A 15,356-nucleotide genomic window follows, 5' to 3' on the forward strand; every position below is an offset into this window, starting at 1 on the left:
ACGGAGAGGGCCGCTTTTGCGGCCCTTTTTTATTGGGGTGCGCACAGAAAGCGTCAGGCCAAAAGGTTGCACTTCCTCAGCCATGCCTCATACCATCCAGGCCATTCTTGCGTCGGGGTTCCGGGCTTGCCCATGCCGAAGCCGTGGCCGCCAGAAATGATTGGCTGAAATTCGACATCCACATCCGCCTTCTCGCAGGTCTGCTGCATGATACGGCTATTGGCGGGATTGGAAATCCGGTCGTCATCCGCCTGTGTGAGGAAGACCGGAGGGCAATCTTTGCTCACATGGCGCTCCACCGACCACTCTCGTGTTGCCTCGTCTGTCGGGCGTCTGCCGATAAGCGACCTCCGGGTCGATGTATGGTCATAGGGCGCTGCAAGCGTGATGACCGGATAGATCAGGGCCGCAACATCCGGCCGGGCTGATTGCCTGTCGATGTCATCGACTGCTTCGTAAGACGCAAAAGCCGAGCGGGCGGCGGCCAGCCCCATCAAGTGCCCGCCTGCAGAAAAGCCAAGCGCGCCGATCCTGTGCGGATCGATCTTCCAGTCCGAAGCGCGTGCGCGCACCAGACGAAATGCGCGCTGCGCATCCTGAAGCGGCGCCAGCGGTCCGGTAGCCCATCCTTCAGTTGGAAGACGGTAGGTGAGGACAAAAGCATAAATGCCTCTGGCCGCGAGCCAGCGCGCGGCGGGATAGGACTCCTTGCCTTCCTCGATGCGTTTATATCCACCGCCGCCTGCAATGATCATTGCGGAACCATTTGGCTTTGCAGGGGCGAACACCTCCAGGCTCGGTACGACAATGTTGTTGACAGCGCCTTTTTTGCTGATATCCGGGACGCCGTTCGGACCACCGCCTCCGGGAGGAGGGCCGGGCCAAAGGGAAATTCGGGGCCGATCGGCCTGCGCAAGCAGGTTTGGGGCTTTCATGGCCGTGGCGAGGAACGCGCCACCTAGAAGCAGGCTGCGGCGGCAGATCATGATGTCATCATCCTCAATGGCGCACTTGGTTTCGGCGTTCTCTGCGGAAGAACAGCTTACGGGGACGATTTGAAAACACCAAGCGCCGTCAATACCGGGACATCCCGATGCTTTCGCCCTACACAACAGTCTGATTGCTGATCCGCCAATCGAACAAACAAAAACGGGCCCGAAGGCCCGTTCTCTGTTCCAGCGATAAACCTCGACCGGCTTACTTCGGGCCGATCATGTTTTCCGGGCGCACATACTGGTCGAATTCCTCGTTGGTGAGGTATCCGCCGCCGACGGCCTCGTCGCGAAGGGTCGTGCCGTTCTTGTGCGCGGTCTTGGCGATCTTGGCGCAGATGTCGTAGCCGAGCTTGCTGTTGAGCGCAGTCACCAGCATCAGCGAGTTTTCGACGCCCTTTCGGATGTTGTCTTCGCGCGCCTCGATGCCGACGACGCAGTTGTCGGTGAAGGAGACGGCGGCATCGCCCAGAAGCTGGACCGACTGCAGGAAGTTGTAGGCCATCATCGGATTATAGACGTTCAGCTCGAAGTGGCCCTGCGAACCGGCAAAGGAGAGCGCTGCATTGTTGCCGAAGATATGGGCGCAAACCTGGGTCAGCGCTTCCGACTGGGTCGGGTTGACCTTGCCCGGCATGATCGACGAGCCGGGTTCGTTTTCCGGCAGCGAGAGCTCGCCGAGGCCGGCGCGCGGGCCGGAGCCGAGGAAGCGGATGTCGTTGGCGATCTTGAAGAGTGCAGCGGCAGCCGCATTGATCGCGCCATGCGAGAAGACCATGGAATCGTGCGAGGCGAGCGCCTCGAACTTGTTCGGCGCGGTCACGAAGGGCAGGCCGGTGATCTTGGAGATTTCATCGGCGACCTTTTCAGCAAAGCCGATGGGGGCATTGAGGCCCGTGCCAACAGCCGTGCCGCCCTGGGCGAGCTTGGAAAGTGCGGGCAGGGTGAGTTCGATATTGGCGATGGCCGAGGCGACCTGCGCGGCATAGCCGGAAAATTCCTGGCCGAGCGTCAGCGGCGTGGCATCCTGGGTGTGGGTGCGGCCGATCTTGATGATCTTTTCGAACTGCTTGACCTTGGCCTCCAGCGCCTTGTGCAGGTGCTTGAGGCCAGGCAGCAGGTGGTGAACGATCTCTTCCACGCAGGCGATGTGCATCGCCGTCGGGTAGGTGTCGTTCGAGGACTGGCTCATATTGACGTGGTCGTTGGGGTGAACCGGCTTCTTGGTGCCCATTTCGCCGCCGAGCATCTCGATCGCGCGGTTGGAAATCACCTCATTGGCATTCATGTTGGATTGCGTGCCGGAACCGGTCTGCCAGACGACCAGCGGAAAATGTTCTGTCAGCTTGCCGTCGATGACTTCCTGAGCAGCCGCGATGATGGCGTCTCCGACCTTGGGGTCGAGGCCGGCAAGAGCCATATTGGCGCGGGCCGCTGCCTGCTTGACGATGCCGAGCGCGCGAACGACAGAGGCGGGCTGTTTTTCCCAGCCGATCTTGAAGTTGCCGAGCGAGCGCTGCGCCTGCGCGCCCCAGTAGCGATCGGCCTGAACTTCAATAGGGCCAAATGTATCGGTTTCCGTCCGTGTGGCTGTCATCAATCTTGCCTTTTTACTCGTGTTCCTCCGCCAAAACGGCGCCTTCGCCCGCCTTGCGCGGCCGATATATAGAATCATCGCGCCGCCAATGAAAGCGCTGCAATGCGGCAGAGGAAGATATTTCCCGCCGCGCAAAAGCGATTTTACCGTGTGGCGTGGTACGCGGAGAAAAAGGCGTCGGCGTGTCATTTTTACTACGACGCGAAATGGCCGGAAAACCGGGCTTTACCGGGGTCGCTGACGGCTTGTTGGGGCAGGGTAAAGTGAATGAAATAAATAGAAATTTAACCATTCTCGCCAATTCTGGAAATTACGTTTTTATGGCTTTGGCTGTATCATAAGGTTCATTTCGGCACGGTTGTGGGCTTTGGGCGTTTTCTTTTCAACGGGCCGGCGATCGGCTAGACAGGCATGAAACTGATGCCCGCCCTTTGCTGGCGGTGCTGGGTGCTACGAGGATCAAATTGCAAGTCACATCTGGAAAATCATCCGCAGCGCTGGTGCTGGCTCTCGGTCTTTCCGTTTCCACCGCTCTTCCCGGCAGCGCCGGGGCGGTTACGCTGATGGACCTCCTGCGCGGCGGCCCCGGCAAGATCGCGCGTGATCGCGGTGAATTGCCGCCGGCCGGCATCGTCACCTCGCCCTCGACCTCCGGGGCTGGCGCGGGACAGAGTGCGGACGCGTCCGATCCCGAACCCTTGCCGCGCGTTTCCGGCCCGCGCTATTACGACTACAAGGCGGATGCGGCGCGTGCGGTGAGCACGGCGAATTTCGGCGAAGGTCTCGCCAATCTGAAATTCAGCGCCACGCCAGAAATCGCCAAGGCGCTGGAAGCCTATTATGGCGCCGGCGGCAAGACGCTTTGGGTTTCGGAAGGTGAGCTCACCGAGCGCGCCAATGCCGTCATCGCCTTTTTCGAGACGGTGGGCGAAAGCGGCCTCGATCCGGCCGATTACAGCATTTCCGCACCGGCAAGGGACGTGACCGCCAGCATCAGCAGCAATGCTGCAGGCACAACTGCAACCGGCACGCCGGTCGAAACGGCCTCGGCGCCCGTATCCGACGCCTATCAGCGGGCGCAGATGCAGTTCGAGCTGGCGCTCTCCGCCAAGGTTCTTGCCTATGTGCAGGATACGACCCGTGGCCGTGTCGATCCGAACCGGCTTTCCGGCTACCATGATTTCAAGCGCAAGACGGTGAACCTCGCACCTGTGCTGAAGCTTGCCGGCCTCAGCCCCGATGTCGCCGCCTATCTGCGCAGCCGCGAACCGTCGAGCGCTGAATATCTGGCGTTGAAGTCCGAACTTGCCCGCCTGCGCGGCGAGGGTGATGCGGCGCATGTCGTGCGCGTTCCCGCCGATCTGGTGCTGAAGCCCGGCAACAGCAGCGCGGATATGGCCAATGTCGTCAAGGCCATCGAACATCGCGCTTCGCCCGCCTTCAAGGCCGAACATGCGGCGATCATTTCCGCCTATCAGCAGACGCCGGATTATACGCCTGATCTCGTTGATCTGGTGAAGGCGTTCCAGAGCGAAAACGGCCTGAAGCCGGATGGCGTCATCGGCCGCGCGACCGTGCGCGCCATGGTCGGCGAAAGCAATGACGCCAAGATCGCCAAGGTGCAGGTGGCCATGGAGCAGGTCCGCTGGCTGCCGGCCGATCTCGGCCAGCGTTACGTCTTCATCAACCAGCCCGCTTTCATGGCCTATTACCACAATGACGGCCTGGAACAGTTCGGCATGAAGGTGGTGGTCGGCTCGAAGGCCAACCAGACCTATTTCTTCCAGGATGAGATCCAGACCGTCGAGTTCAACCCCTATTGGGGCGTGCCGCAGTCGATCATCGTCAACGAGATGCTGCCGAAGCTGCGCCGTGATCCGTCCTACCTCGACCGTCTGGGTTACGAAGTGCAGGTGGGCGGCCGTGCCGTTTCTTCCACCAGCGTCAACTGGTACGGCTCCACCAACGCGATTTCCGTGCGCCAGCCGCCGAGCAGCGACAATGCGCTGGGCGACCTGAAGATCCTCTTCCCGAACGCACATGCCATCTACATGCATGACACGCCGGCCAAGAGCTTCTTCAACCGCGACATGCGGGCGCTGAGCCACGGCTGTATACGCCTGGTCGATCCGCGCCGCATGGCGGCCGCGGTTCTGGGCACCAGCGTCGACAAGGTTGGCGAGCAGATCGCATCCGGCAAGAACCGGGCCGTGCAGGTGCCGGAGAAGGTTCCGGTCTATGTGGCCTATTTCACCGCATGGCCGGACAAGGACGGCAAGGTCCAATTCTTCGACGATGTCTATGATCGCGACAGCTATGTGCAGAAGGCCTTCGCCGTAACGACGAAGGCGCGGGCCGCGTCGATCTGATCAAGACCAGATTTGAGAAAAAGAAAGCGCCGGAGACGGCGCTTTTTTGTTTCTGCGATCATCGGTCAGTCTTTTGGCTATGATGCAGTAAAAAGCGTGAATCCCAGTTGGCCATCTGTATCGAGCGTATTTGCGTGCCGCAGTGCATCCTCCAGCAATGATTTGCGGATGAGGAGTTCGTAAAAGAACAGATGAACGAAAAGCGGCGTCGCCGCGCCGTCGGGATAACCGGGCGAGGCGATGTAGGCTCTTGCACCACCTTCCATGAAGGCTTTGGCGAAAGCCTCCGAGCCCGTACAGCAGGCGGTACTGAAAACGACTGTGTCCCGCAGGTCGATGTCTCCAGAAAGAATATCGGCGCACATGCTGCCGTCTTTCAACCCGATCCGGGTCACCTCCGTATCAAACTCGCCGACGACAAGGCCGTTTTCATCACCATGGCCGCTGATGATGAGATAGGGCGGCGGCTGATCGGGTTGTTTCAGGCAGGCCAGAATATCTTCCGGCGTGCCGGGGAGATAGAGCCTCACCGATGCGCCGAGACTTTCCAGCATTGCCCTCAAAAGCAAGGCCTCGCCGGAATCGCCAACGGCGACGATGCCGACGGCGGTGCGTGGGAAAAAGAAATTGCGATCGACCATGGCGAGCCTACCGGTAGCGGTTGATTTACGCTGCCGCGTTGCGCCCTGTCAGCAGCCTTCTGACCAGATCGGGCGTCAGTGCTGCGAAATCATCGATCACGACATCCGGTTCGAGTTCGGCCATCGGCACATCCGTATAACCGAAGGTAACGCCGATCGAGGGCACGGCGGCGTTCTTGGCGGCGAGAATGTCGTTGATGCTGTCACCCACCATGATCGTGCGCTGCGGGTCGCCGCCGGCCCTTTCGATGGTGCCGAGAATATGGCGGGCATCCGGCTTGCGGAAGGAAAAGGTGTCGCCGCAGGTGATGGCGGCGAAATATCGGGTGAGATCGAGTTTTTCGAGCAGCGGCAGAGCGAGGATTTCGGTCTTGTTGGTGCAGACTGCGAGTGTGATATCGGCTGCCGAGAGCGCATCCAGCACGCCGACGATGCCGGGGTAGGGGCGGCTCTCGCCGGGCATTTCGGCGCGGTAATGGGTGATGAAACGCTCATAGAGGGGTTCGATCTCGGCCTCCGGCAATTCCGTTTCGCGCAGCGCGAAGGCGCGCTTGATCATCACTCGCGCGCCTTGGCCGACGAGATGCGTCAGGTCGTCATAGGTGACGGGCGCAAGGCCGGCGGCGGCGATGGTGTGATTGAGGCTAGAGACCAGGTCGGCGGCGGTATCGACCAGCGTGCCGTCGAGGTCGAAAATGGCGAGCGGGGAGAGCGGGCGGGATGTCACGGGAACTGGCCTCTTGGAGAATGCTTTTGGCGTTGGTATCGGTGCGTTCGTTGCGGCCAAGCCTAGGCAAACGGCTTTCGCTTTGCAACCGCGTCACAACGTTCTGTTCGTTGCCTTGAAAAAGGCTTTCGTTTGGCTTTCGACCCGTGTAAACAGCACGGCGACGACAAAGCTACCGGAGTTTCAGGCACATGGATGCCCGCCAGATGAAGATCAAGGCCGCCGAGGCCGCATTGTCCCACGTTCAGGACGGGATGCGGCTTGGTATCGGCACGGGTTCGACGGCCGAGGAATTTGTCCGGCTTCTGGCCGAAAAGGTCGCAGCCGGCCTCAAGGTCGAGGGCGTGCCGACATCCGAGCGTACCGCGCGCCTGTGCGTCGAGCTTGGCGTGCCGTTGAAATCCCTCGATGAATTGCCGGAGCTCGATCTGACCATCGATGGTGCCGACGAGGTCGATCATGCGCTGCGTCTCGTCAAGGGCGGCGGCGGCGCGCTTCTGCGCGAAAAGATCGTGGCTGCGGCATCCGCCCGCGTGATCGTCATCGCCGACCAGAGCAAGGTCGTCGAGACGCTTGGCGCCTTTCCGCTTCCCATCGAAATCAACCCGTTCGGCCAGGTGGCAACGCGTATCGCCATCGAAAAACTGGCGGCGCGATCAGGCCTTTCGGGCGCGTTGACGATGCGCTCGTCAGGTGATGGCGCCTTCATGACCGACGGTGGACACGTCATCCTTGACGCATCTTTTGGCCGTATTCCTGATGCAGAAGCGCTAGCACGCGAGCTGAACACGATTCCCGGTGTCGTCGAGCACGGACTTTTCATAAATTTGGCATCGCTTGCCATTATCGCGGGTCCTGAAGGCGCCCGCGTGATGCAGGCAGTATAACAGGAGCGAGATTTTCATGGTCAAACTAGCGGGACTGGGCAAAGCTGCCGCTGCTTCGATCCTCATTTCCGGCATCGTGTTCGGTACTGCCGCACGCGCTCAGGAAATTTCGGAAGCGCATATCGCTGCCGCACGGCAGGCTATCACCTCTCTTGGCGTTACTGACCGTTTCGACGACATCCTGCCTGGACTGGCGGAGCGTCTGAAGGCCGAACTCATTCAGGCCTCGCCGAATGTTCAGGACGCGATCACCGAGACCGTTGACGCGAAGGCGCTCGAGCTTGCGCCGCGCCGCGCCGATCTGGAGCGCGAAGCTGCGCTGACCTATGCGCGCGCTTTCACCGTTGAAGAATTGAACGCCATTTCCACCTTCTACAGCAGCGAAGCCGGCAAGAAACTCCTGAAGGACGGCCCGATCGCCACGCGCGAATTGATGAAGGCCGCCGACATCTGGGCCGCCGGCATCAACCGTGACCTGAACGCCTCCAGCATGTCGGAACTGCAGAAAGTCGCCGGCGCCGATCTGAAGCCGCTTCCGGCCGATCAGAACGCCACGGGCGGTGCTCCGGCGGCTCCCAAACCCTGATTGAAGAGACAGTTCAGAAATATTCAAAGCCCGGTCGCAAGACCGGGCTTTTCATTTGTGCGTCGCAGCACCTATATGTGCCGTGAATGCGCCGCCGCCCGTCTCGAGGCTGAGGACGGCGGTTTTGATCAGGGGTTTTGACTATGACAGCTTATGACTACGATCTCTTTGTCATCGGTGGCGGTTCTGGCGGCGTGCGCAGCGGCCGTGTGGCGGCCTCTCTCGGCAAGCGCGTGGCGATCGCCGAGGAATACCGCTATGGCGGCACCTGCGTCATCCGCGGCTGCGTGCCGAAGAAGCTGTTCGTCTACGCCTCGCAATTCCCCGAGCATTTCGAGGATTCGGAAGGATTTGGCTGGAGCGTCGGCGAACGCAGCTTCGACTGGAAGAAGCTGATCGCGGCGAAGGACAAGGAAATCACCCGTCTGGAAGGACTCTACCGAAAGGGGCTGGAGAACGCCAAGGCGGACATTTTCGACAGCCGGGCGGAACTGGTTGACGCTCACACCGTGAAGCTTACGAAAACCGGCCAGACGTTCACGGCCGAGCGTATCGTGATCGCCGTCGGCGGCACGCCGAACGAGCACAAGGCGCTGCCCGGCCATGAGCTGACGATCTCGTCCAACGAGGCTTTCGATCTGGAAGAGCTGCCGAAATCGATCCTGATCGCCGGCGGCGGTTACATCGCCGTGGAATTCGCCAATATCTTCCACGGGCTCGGTGTCGAAACGACACTGATCTATCGCGGCAAGGAAATCCTCTCGCGGTTCGATCACGACATGCGCAAGGGCCTGCATGAGGCGATGGAGGCCAAGGGCATCCGCATCATTCTGGAAGACATCATCGAGGACGTCAGCAAGGATGGCGCCGGTGGCTTCGTGGCGCGCACGAAGCAGGGCGTCTCGCTGCATGTCGGCCTGGTGATGCTGGCGCTTGGCCGCGATCCGAACACCAAGGGCCTTGGCCTCGAAAATGCCGGGGTGAAACTCGATGCGCGGGGCGCGATCATCGTCGATGATTACTCGCGCACGAATGTGCCGAACATCTTCGCGCTGGGTGACGTCACCGACCGGGTACAGTTGACGCCGGTGGCGATCCACGAGGCCATGTGCTTCATCGAAACCGAATACAAGAACAACCCGACCAAGCCGGATCACGAACTGATCGCGACGGCGGTGTTTTCGCAGCCCGAAATCGGCACGGTCGGTCTTTCGGAAGAGGAAGCCGGCAGGAAATATCCGGAACTGGAGGTCTATCGCGCCCAGTTCCGCCCGATGAAGGCGACGTTATCCGGCCGTCAGGAAAAGACGATCATGAAGCTGATCGTCAATGCTGCCGACCGCAAGGTTGTCGGCGTCCATATTCTCGGCCATGAGGCGGGTGAGATGGCGCAGCTTCTCGGCATCACGCTGAAAGCCGGCTGCACCAAGGATGATTTCGACCGCACCATGGCGGTTCATCCGACAGCGTCCGAGGAACTGGTGACGATGTATTCGCCGAGCTACCGCGTGGTGAACGGCGAAAAGGTCTAGTCACCCTCCCACTTCGGCACATCGGTGATTTTCGCCCGATTATCACCGACGCCCGCTGAACAGGCTCTCGTTGCTCTTCAAAAGGGCAACGAGACGGTCTATGGCGAGCCGCATTTCCGCGGCATGTCGGTCGTCATCGTTGACGACGATCCATAGCGGATGGGATAATTCTTCGATCGCCTCGCCATCGCGGACAAGGCCGGGCAGGGCATCGCCAACGAAACACGGCAGGACGCCTTTTCCCGCGCCGCCCTGGATAAGGCCCGGTAAAAGTGAGGGCGCGTTCGTCCAGGTGTGGATAAGCGGTTCCCGATGACGAAATACCCATTTCTCCGCGTCGGACGCTGCCACCTCGGTTCCAATTGAAATCCATTGCGTGAACTCTTCGCCTGAACTGTCCTGCGGGCGATAGGCGCAATAGGCGACGTCGACCGATTTGCGCACGGCAAAATTTCCGGAGGCTGGCTTGTCGTGCCTTATCGAAATCAGGCCGCGCCGATAGGTCAGCTCGTCTTCGTTCTCGCATTGTTTGCAGCACAGCCGAAAAGCGTCGGATGGGCCCCGGATGGCTGCCGTATTGGCGGCTATGAAGTCCGCAATCCAGATGTCGCTCGATATCGAAACAATCGGCAGCGAGAAGGCCTCACCGTGCCATTGCGCGATCTCTGCCGCGCTCTGTCGCATGATCAGAACCTTTTCGAGGAGGACCTCACCATCCGGGGCGAGCCGGTATCCGTTCTGGCTTCGAATAAAGAGCGTTCTTCCGATCTTGCGCTCCAAAAGGAGCATTTTCCGGCCAATCGTTGGCGCGCTGAGCCCGGCCCTGCCTGCAGCACCAGCCAAACCTCCCTCTGTCGCAACAATGTCGAAAAGCTTCAGATCGTCCCAGTCTACTTCCTTCACGGCATCTTCTCCAAATCACCGCAGCACCCTATGCGCATCAGGGGCCGCTTTCTCCGTTTTTATATGAAACGGGTCTTTCAAACGTGCACCTATGCTCTCTCCCGCCGGGTCCGCTTAACTCGTCTCCACACCAAGGAGGCAGAGATGTTACCGGAAACCATGTTCCTGATGGAAAAGATGAGGCGCACTGAAGTACTGCGCAGGCAAGGCGGGAGTGATGATGAGTGGGAGACATGGCCATCCTCTGCCATGGACCGACTGGCAGTCTTTCTCTTCCATCTGCCTCTTTCTCTGCGCCACTATATCCGCGCAAAATGGGGAATTTCTTGATTGCTTGGGAACAGGCGGACACCATCTTGTGATATTTTAATCGTTTGAAACGATTTTTCTTCGTCGGAGGGCATCAAAAGGGTCGGAAAGGGAGGCGCGGTGGCGCGGGTGTCTATGCAAACTCGGCGCTTGGAGCTATAAGCCGCTCAATTTTTCGAGGCGGTCGCGCGGCAGTCGCGCGGGCGAGAAAAGGGTAAGAACATGGCACAGAATTGGACCCCCGGCAGCTGGCGGCAGAAGCCAATCCAGCAGGTTCCCGAATATCCTGACGCGGCGGCGCTTGCGGCGACGGAAGCCACGCTTGCGACCTATCCGCCGCTGGTTTTTGCCGGTGAGGCCCGTCGCCTGAAAAAGCAGCTTGCCAATGTGGCCGAAGGCAACGCCTTCCTGCTGCAGGGCGGCGATTGCGCCGAAAGCTTCCTTGAGCATGGCGCGGACAATATTCGTGACTTCTTCCGCGCTTTCCTGCAGATGGCCGTCGTCCTGACCTATGGCGCGCAGTTGCCCGTCGTGAAGGTAGGACGCATTGCCGGCCAGTTCGCCAAGCCGCGCTCTTCCAACGTGGAAGTGCAGGATGGCGTTTCCCTGCCGTCCTACCGTGGTGACATCATCAACGGTATCGAATTCAACGAGGCTTCGCGCATTCCGAACCCGGAGCGTCAGCTCGACGCCTACCGCCAGTCGGCGGCGACGCTGAACCTGCTGCGCGCTTTCGCGATGGGTGGTTATGCCAACCTCGAAAACGTTCACCAGTGGATGCTCGGCTTCATCAAGGACAGCCCGCAGGCGGACCGTTACCGCAAGCTGGCCGACCGCATCTCCGAAACCATGGATTTCATGAAGGCGATCGGCATTTCGGCGGACAGCAATCCGAGCCTGCGCGAAACCGATTTCTTCACCAGCCATGAAGCGCTGCTGCTCGGTTACGAAGAGGCGTTGACCCGCGTCGATTCCACCTCCGGCGACTGGTACGCGACGTCGGGCCACATGATCTGGATCGGCGACCGCACGCGTCAGCTCGACCATGCGCATGTGGAATATTTCCGCGGCATCAAGAACCCGATCGGTTTGAAATGCGGTCCGTCGCTGACGCCCGATAACCTGATCGAGCTGATCGATGCGCTGAACCCGGCGAACGAAGCCGGCCGCCTGACGCTGATTTGCCGCTTCGGCCATGACAAGGTGGCGGACAGCCTGCCGAAGCTCATCCGGGCGGTGGAGAAGGAAGGCCGCAAGGTCGTCTGGTCCTGCGATCCGATGCACGGCAACACGATCACGCTCAACCACTACAAGACGCGTCCGTTCGAGCGGATCCTGTCGGAAGTCGAAAGCTTCTTCCAGATCCACCGCGCCGAAGGCACGCATCCGGGCGGCATCCATATCGAGATGACCGGCAAGGACGTGACGGAATGCACGGGCGGCGCGCGCGCCGTGACGGCGGATTCGCTGTCGGACCGTTACCACACCCATTGCGACCCGCGCCTCAACGCCGATCAGGCGCTGGAGCTGGCGTTCCTGCTGTCCGAGCGCATGAAAAGCGGCCGCGATGAGAAGCGTCTGGCGATTGCCAACGCCTGATCTGACGACATAAACAAAAAAGCCGCCGGGAGACCTTCCGGCGGCTTTTTCGTGCGCGGTGCTGAACTATTGCACCAGCGCCGGCTGCTGGCAGCGGACATCCGTGACCCGCACATCGGCTTCGCCGATCTTGACACCGAGAACCAGCAGCACGTTATAGAGCAGCTGATCGACGGGGGCTGTGACTACCGCAAGCGTGTTGGCAAGCGCCGCCTGAATGCCCGCCAGGCCTCCCAGATCAAGGTTGAGGAAGAGAAGCCTGATATCCAGATTGAGGTTCTTCAGCAGTGAACTGACGAGAGTGGTAACGGTGTCCTTGGTGGAGACACTCTTGATCTTGGCCTGGGTGATATCGGACTGCGTGAAGGTCAGCTTGGTCTTGGCCATATTGGTGGCGTTAATGAGGGCGCTGCCATTGATGGCGAGCAGCGCCGAATCCACGATTGCCGCCTTGGTGACACGCGGATCCTTGCCGAAATTGGCAAAGGCCGTGGTATCGACATTGCCAAGAGCGATTTCCGCGACGCCGGGAACGACCTCGACATCGACGGTTCCCTGTCCGCCGCCCGTGCAGCGAATATCGGCAAGCCGCGCTTCGGCATGGGCGACTTCCACATAGAGCGGAAGATTGACCTTGAGGCCGGCAATGGCCTGAAGCCCGTCAACCACGACATTGACCGCAAGCCGGGTCTGCGCGGTGCGCACCACCGTGCCCTGACCTCCGACGGCAAGCGACGGCGTTTCGACCGGCGGTTCACCGATGGCAAGCGTTGCCTTGACCGAGGCGAGACCGAGAAGATTGGCGTTGATATTAAGCCCCAGCTGATTGCCGCCATTGCCGGCTACCGCGGCGGCATTGATGAGATCGAAGACACCGGCGGTGACCTTGAGGTTTTCACCCGTACCGATCAGCTTGTCCGAGAACGGGCCGAGATTGAGGATTTCCTCGAGCTTGATCTTGACGTTGCTCTTGTTGACGGTTTTTTGCAGCGTATTCAGAATGTTGACGACCGCCGGCTGCAATCCCGTTGTTTTCGTCAGCACGTCGAGGAATTTGCCGTAGCTGATTTCGGTCTTCAGAACATCCTTGTAGGTGCCGGCGGTGAGGTTGAGATCGATGGCCAGCGCCTCGACGATCTTCAGTGCGTTGACATCGGCGGCGAGAAGCGCCTGATAATCCATCAGCTTCAACGACACCGTGGTGCCAAGCAGGCCGCCGAGAAGGCTGTTGAGAATTCCCTCATCGAGGCTGGCGAGCCGCGATCCCACCGAAAATGCCGCGATCTTCTGGGACGAGGCCGTTCCGACCGCCGAAACCTTCGGCGGCTTGGTGAAGGCGGAGGCGAAGAATATCTGCCCCTGTTCGACGATGTTCACTTTTATCGCATTGGTGGGCAGGGCGTTATCGACAAAACGCTGGCCGACAGGGACCGTCGCATCCGGCTCATAGTGACCCTTGATGACTTCGGCATAACCCTTGCTGCTGGCGAATTCATTCAGGGGATCGAATGGCTGGAGCCCCTTGGCGGTCAAAATGCCCTGGGCCGTCCGGACGCCGAGATCCATGCCGTTGAGGGCAAAATATTGCTGAACCGCTTTTTCGGCATCGGTGGCGTTGGCCGCCGCCGAGATGGCGGCGAGGTCGGCGGTCTGCTGCAATTGCCGTTTCTGCAATGTCAGGTAACCGTAATCGACACCGAGCGCCAATATGCCGATGAAAAGCGGTGCGGTGAGCCCCGCCGAGATGGCGATGTTGCCCTTTTTATCCCTGAGGAAGCGGGGGAGAAGGGAATGGATATCTCGCATGTCATGCTCCTCCGATCCGGATGGTGGAAAAACGCCGGATGACCGGCTCGGGCAGGGTGTAGCTGTAGAGGCTCCAGATCGGCAGGTTACGGGCGTCATATTCGACCTTGACCGTGAACTGGTTGGCATTGGCGGGATCGGTGGCGACGTTGACGGTGAAACGCGTCTTGTCCATGAAGGCGTAGCTAAGATCGCTTTTGCTGACGAAATCGCGGGCAAGTTGCTGGCGTTCGGTGGTGTTCAGTCCGGCAACGGCCGTTCTTGCCGCATCGGCGGCGATCTGCTGCACCGAATAGGCGGCCATCAGATAAATGCCGTAGGCGATCATCGTGAGCAGGACGAGAAAGAATATCGGTGCGACGATGGCGAACTCGACAGCAGACGAGCCGGATCTATCGCGAAAGAAACGCACTCCATTAAACATAAAGCACCCCCGTTCCTTCAGGCATCAAGGTTCGATGCCTTGATTTATTATTTTCGGAAATGCTAATTTATAGGTGTTAATTTTGTGTTGATGCCGCCTCTATGGGTTGCAACTCGCGTTAAACTTTCGCGTTTGCTTCAGATCAGCCGAAGGCCTTTGAAGCTGGCGTGGCCATCCTTGCCAATGATGATATGGTCGTGAACGGCGATGCCGAGCGGCTTTGCCGTATCGATGATGGTTTTGGTCATCTCGATATCCGCTCGCGAAGGGGTGGGGTCGCCACTCGGGTGATTATGTATTAAAATCAAGGCTGTAGAGGATAGCTCAAGCGCGCGCCGCACGATTTCGCGCGGGTAGACCGGCGTGTGGTCCACGGTTCCCTGACCCTGCACCTCGTCGGCGATCAGGACGTTGCGCTTGTCGAGGAAGAGGATGCGGAACTGTTCCCGCGTCTCGTGGGCCATGGCGGCATGGCAATAATCGATGACCGACGACCAGGATCCGAGAACCTGCTTGTTGCGGATTTCGCTTTTCAGCATGCGCTGGGAAACGGAGGCGACGAGCTTCAGATCAAGCGCCACGGCTTCGCCCACGCCCTTCACTTCCTGCAATAATGCCAAAGGAGCGCCGAGAACGCCGCCAAGGGTTCCGAACCGGGCAAGGAGGGCCTTGGCGATGGGTTTGGTATCGCGCCGCGGAATCAGCCGGAACAGCAGAAGCTCCAGCAACTCGTAATCGGCAAGCGCTGCATCGCCGCCATCGCGGTAACGCGCCCGCAGCCTGTCGCGGTGACCGTGATAATGGGCCGCATCCGTTTCCTGTTCTGCGGTGGCTACGGCCCGCTCGGGTTTCCTGGGCGCATTTCGCGGTTCTGCAAAAAAGCCGCGCTCATCCGCCCCTTCAAACAGATCGCCTTCGCCCGCCTCAAAGCCTGACGTCGTGGAAAGATCGGCGGAAGGCGAGGCGGGGCGTTTTGCCATAGGC

Annotated in this window: 14 protein-coding genes; 6 read left to right on the forward strand and 8 right to left on the reverse strand. The window is 59.9% G+C overall.

All coding sequences use genetic code 11. From position 1 onward, the window contains the following. Positions 1 to 53 precede the first annotated feature (53 nt). Entirely contained in the window at positions 54 to 986 is a 933-nt protein-coding gene (locus WDZ78_RS05830; RefSeq protein WP_425672538.1) for an alpha/beta hydrolase, read from the reverse strand. Positions 987 to 1,197: 211 nt separating this feature from the next. Beyond that, positions 1,198 to 2,589, reverse strand: a complete 1,392-nt coding sequence (gene fumC, locus WDZ78_RS05835; RefSeq protein ID WP_425672539.1) for a class II fumarate hydratase — start codon at positions 2,587 to 2,589, stop codon at positions 1,198 to 1,200. A 500-nt stretch (positions 2,590 to 3,089) separates the two neighbouring features. Between fumC and WDZ78_RS05840 the strand changes: the two genes are divergently transcribed. After that, positions 3,090 to 4,958 (forward strand): L,D-transpeptidase family protein, encoded by a 1,869-nt coding sequence (locus WDZ78_RS05840; protein WP_425672700.1) that lies wholly within the window; start codon positions 3,090 to 3,092, stop codon positions 4,956 to 4,958. 77 nt (positions 4,959 to 5,035) lie between these two features. Here WDZ78_RS05840 and WDZ78_RS05845 read toward each other — a convergent pair whose 3' ends face one another. After that, positions 5,036 to 5,599, reverse strand: a complete 564-nt coding sequence (locus tag WDZ78_RS05845) for a hypothetical protein (protein ID WP_425672540.1) — start codon at positions 5,597 to 5,599, stop codon at positions 5,036 to 5,038. A gap of 25 nt (positions 5,600 to 5,624) precedes the next feature. After that, positions 5,625 to 6,326 carry an HAD family hydrolase gene (locus WDZ78_RS05850; protein WP_425672541.1) on the reverse strand — a complete coding sequence of 234 codons (702 nt, stop codon included), beginning with the start codon at positions 6,324 to 6,326 and terminating at the stop codon, positions 5,625 to 5,627. Positions 6,327 to 6,517: 191 nt separating this feature from the next. On the opposite strand from WDZ78_RS05850, the gene rpiA reads away from it, so the two are divergent. From rpiA to gor, 3 genes are all read left to right on the forward strand, one after another. Continuing rightward, positions 6,518 to 7,213 (forward strand): ribose-5-phosphate isomerase RpiA, encoded by a 696-nt coding sequence (rpiA, locus tag WDZ78_RS05855; RefSeq protein ID WP_425672542.1) that lies wholly within the window; start codon positions 6,518 to 6,520, stop codon positions 7,211 to 7,213. Positions 7,214 to 7,229: 16 nt separating this feature from the next. Further along, the gene (locus tag WDZ78_RS05860) at positions 7,230 to 7,799 is read left to right on the forward strand and encodes a DUF2059 domain-containing protein (RefSeq protein ID WP_003524811.1); all 570 of its coding nucleotides are present in this window, start codon (positions 7,230 to 7,232) and stop codon (positions 7,797 to 7,799) included. Between the two features lie 143 nt (positions 7,800 to 7,942). Continuing rightward, complete coding sequence (gene gor / locus WDZ78_RS05865) at positions 7,943 to 9,331, forward strand: glutathione-disulfide reductase (RefSeq protein ID WP_425672543.1); 1,389 nt, start codon at positions 7,943 to 7,945, stop codon at positions 9,329 to 9,331. Positions 9,332 to 9,373: 42 nt separating this feature from the next. On the opposite strand, the gene WDZ78_RS05870 is transcribed toward gor, so the two are convergent. Continuing rightward, positions 9,374 to 10,234, reverse strand: a complete 861-nt coding sequence (locus WDZ78_RS05870) for a LysR family transcriptional regulator (protein ID WP_425672544.1) — start codon at positions 10,232 to 10,234, stop codon at positions 9,374 to 9,376. A 144-nt stretch (positions 10,235 to 10,378) separates the two neighbouring features. Here WDZ78_RS05870 and WDZ78_RS05875 point away from each other — a divergent pair, with 144 nt between their 5' ends. Both WDZ78_RS05875 and WDZ78_RS05880 read left to right on the forward strand, forming a co-directional pair. Further along, positions 10,379 to 10,564 (forward strand): hypothetical protein, encoded by a 186-nt coding sequence (locus tag WDZ78_RS05875; RefSeq protein ID WP_425672545.1) that lies wholly within the window; start codon positions 10,379 to 10,381, stop codon positions 10,562 to 10,564. A gap of 201 nt (positions 10,565 to 10,765) precedes the next feature. Further along, complete coding sequence (locus WDZ78_RS05880; RefSeq protein ID WP_020012603.1) at positions 10,766 to 12,142, forward strand: class II 3-deoxy-7-phosphoheptulonate synthase; 1,377 nt, start codon at positions 10,766 to 10,768, stop codon at positions 12,140 to 12,142. Between the two features lie 66 nt (positions 12,143 to 12,208). Here WDZ78_RS05880 and WDZ78_RS05885 read toward each other — a convergent pair whose 3' ends face one another. The 3 genes from WDZ78_RS05885 to radC all read right to left on the reverse strand — a co-directional run bounded on the left by WDZ78_RS05885 (position 12,209) and on the right by radC (position 15,352). Continuing rightward, positions 12,209 to 13,948, reverse strand: coding sequence for a TadG family pilus assembly protein (locus WDZ78_RS05885; RefSeq protein WP_425672546.1), 1,740 nt, complete (start codon positions 13,946 to 13,948; stop codon positions 12,209 to 12,211). 1 nt (position 13,949) lies between these two features. Further along, a complete protein-coding gene (locus WDZ78_RS05890; RefSeq protein WP_020012601.1) occupies positions 13,950 to 14,372 on the reverse strand; it encodes a TadE/TadG family type IV pilus assembly protein in 423 nt (140 codons plus the stop codon). Between the two features lie 137 nt (positions 14,373 to 14,509). Beyond that, positions 14,510 to 15,352 carry a RadC family protein gene (gene radC / locus WDZ78_RS05895; protein ID WP_020012600.1) on the reverse strand — a complete coding sequence of 281 codons (843 nt, stop codon included), beginning with the start codon at positions 15,350 to 15,352 and terminating at the stop codon, positions 14,510 to 14,512. Between the last annotated feature and the right edge of the window lie 4 nt (positions 15,353 to 15,356).

Origin of the sequence: Agrobacterium sp. M50-1 (genome assembly GCF_049843495.1) — a bacterium.
Taxonomy (GTDB): Bacteria; Pseudomonadota; Alphaproteobacteria; order Rhizobiales; family Rhizobiaceae; genus Agrobacterium; species Agrobacterium radiobacter.

Excerpts from the sequence above, each read along its gene's own strand:
- rpiA (WP_425672542.1), top strand. The coding sequence starts at position 6,518 with ATGGATGCCCGCCAGATGAAGATCAAGGCCGCCGAGGCCGCATTGTCC.
- gor (WP_425672543.1), top strand. The coding sequence starts at position 7,943 with ATGACAGCTTATGACTACGATCTCTTTGTCATCGGTGGCGGTTCTGGC.
- fumC (WP_425672539.1), bottom strand. The coding sequence starts at position 2,589 with ATGACAGCCACACGGACGGAAACCGATACATTTGGCCCTATTGAAGTT.
- WDZ78_RS05885 (WP_425672546.1), bottom strand. The coding sequence starts at position 13,948 with ATGCGAGATATCCATTCCCTTCTCCCCCGCTTCCTCAGGGATAAAAAG.
- WDZ78_RS05880 (WP_020012603.1), top strand. The coding sequence starts at position 10,766 with ATGGCACAGAATTGGACCCCCGGCAGCTGGCGGCAGAAGCCAATCCAG.
- WDZ78_RS05860 (WP_003524811.1), top strand. The coding sequence starts at position 7,230 with ATGGTCAAACTAGCGGGACTGGGCAAAGCTGCCGCTGCTTCGATCCTC.
- WDZ78_RS05890 (WP_020012601.1), bottom strand. The coding sequence starts at position 14,372 with ATGTTTAATGGAGTGCGTTTCTTTCGCGATAGATCCGGCTCGTCTGCT.
- WDZ78_RS05830 (WP_425672538.1), bottom strand. The coding sequence starts at position 986 with ATGATCTGCCGCCGCAGCCTGCTTCTAGGTGGCGCGTTCCTCGCCACG.
- radC (WP_020012600.1), bottom strand. The coding sequence starts at position 15,352 with ATGGCAAAACGCCCCGCCTCGCCTTCCGCCGATCTTTCCACGACGTCA.
- WDZ78_RS05875 (WP_425672545.1), top strand. The coding sequence starts at position 10,379 with ATGTTACCGGAAACCATGTTCCTGATGGAAAAGATGAGGCGCACTGAA.
- WDZ78_RS05845 (WP_425672540.1), bottom strand. The coding sequence starts at position 5,599 with ATGGTCGATCGCAATTTCTTTTTCCCACGCACCGCCGTCGGCATCGTC.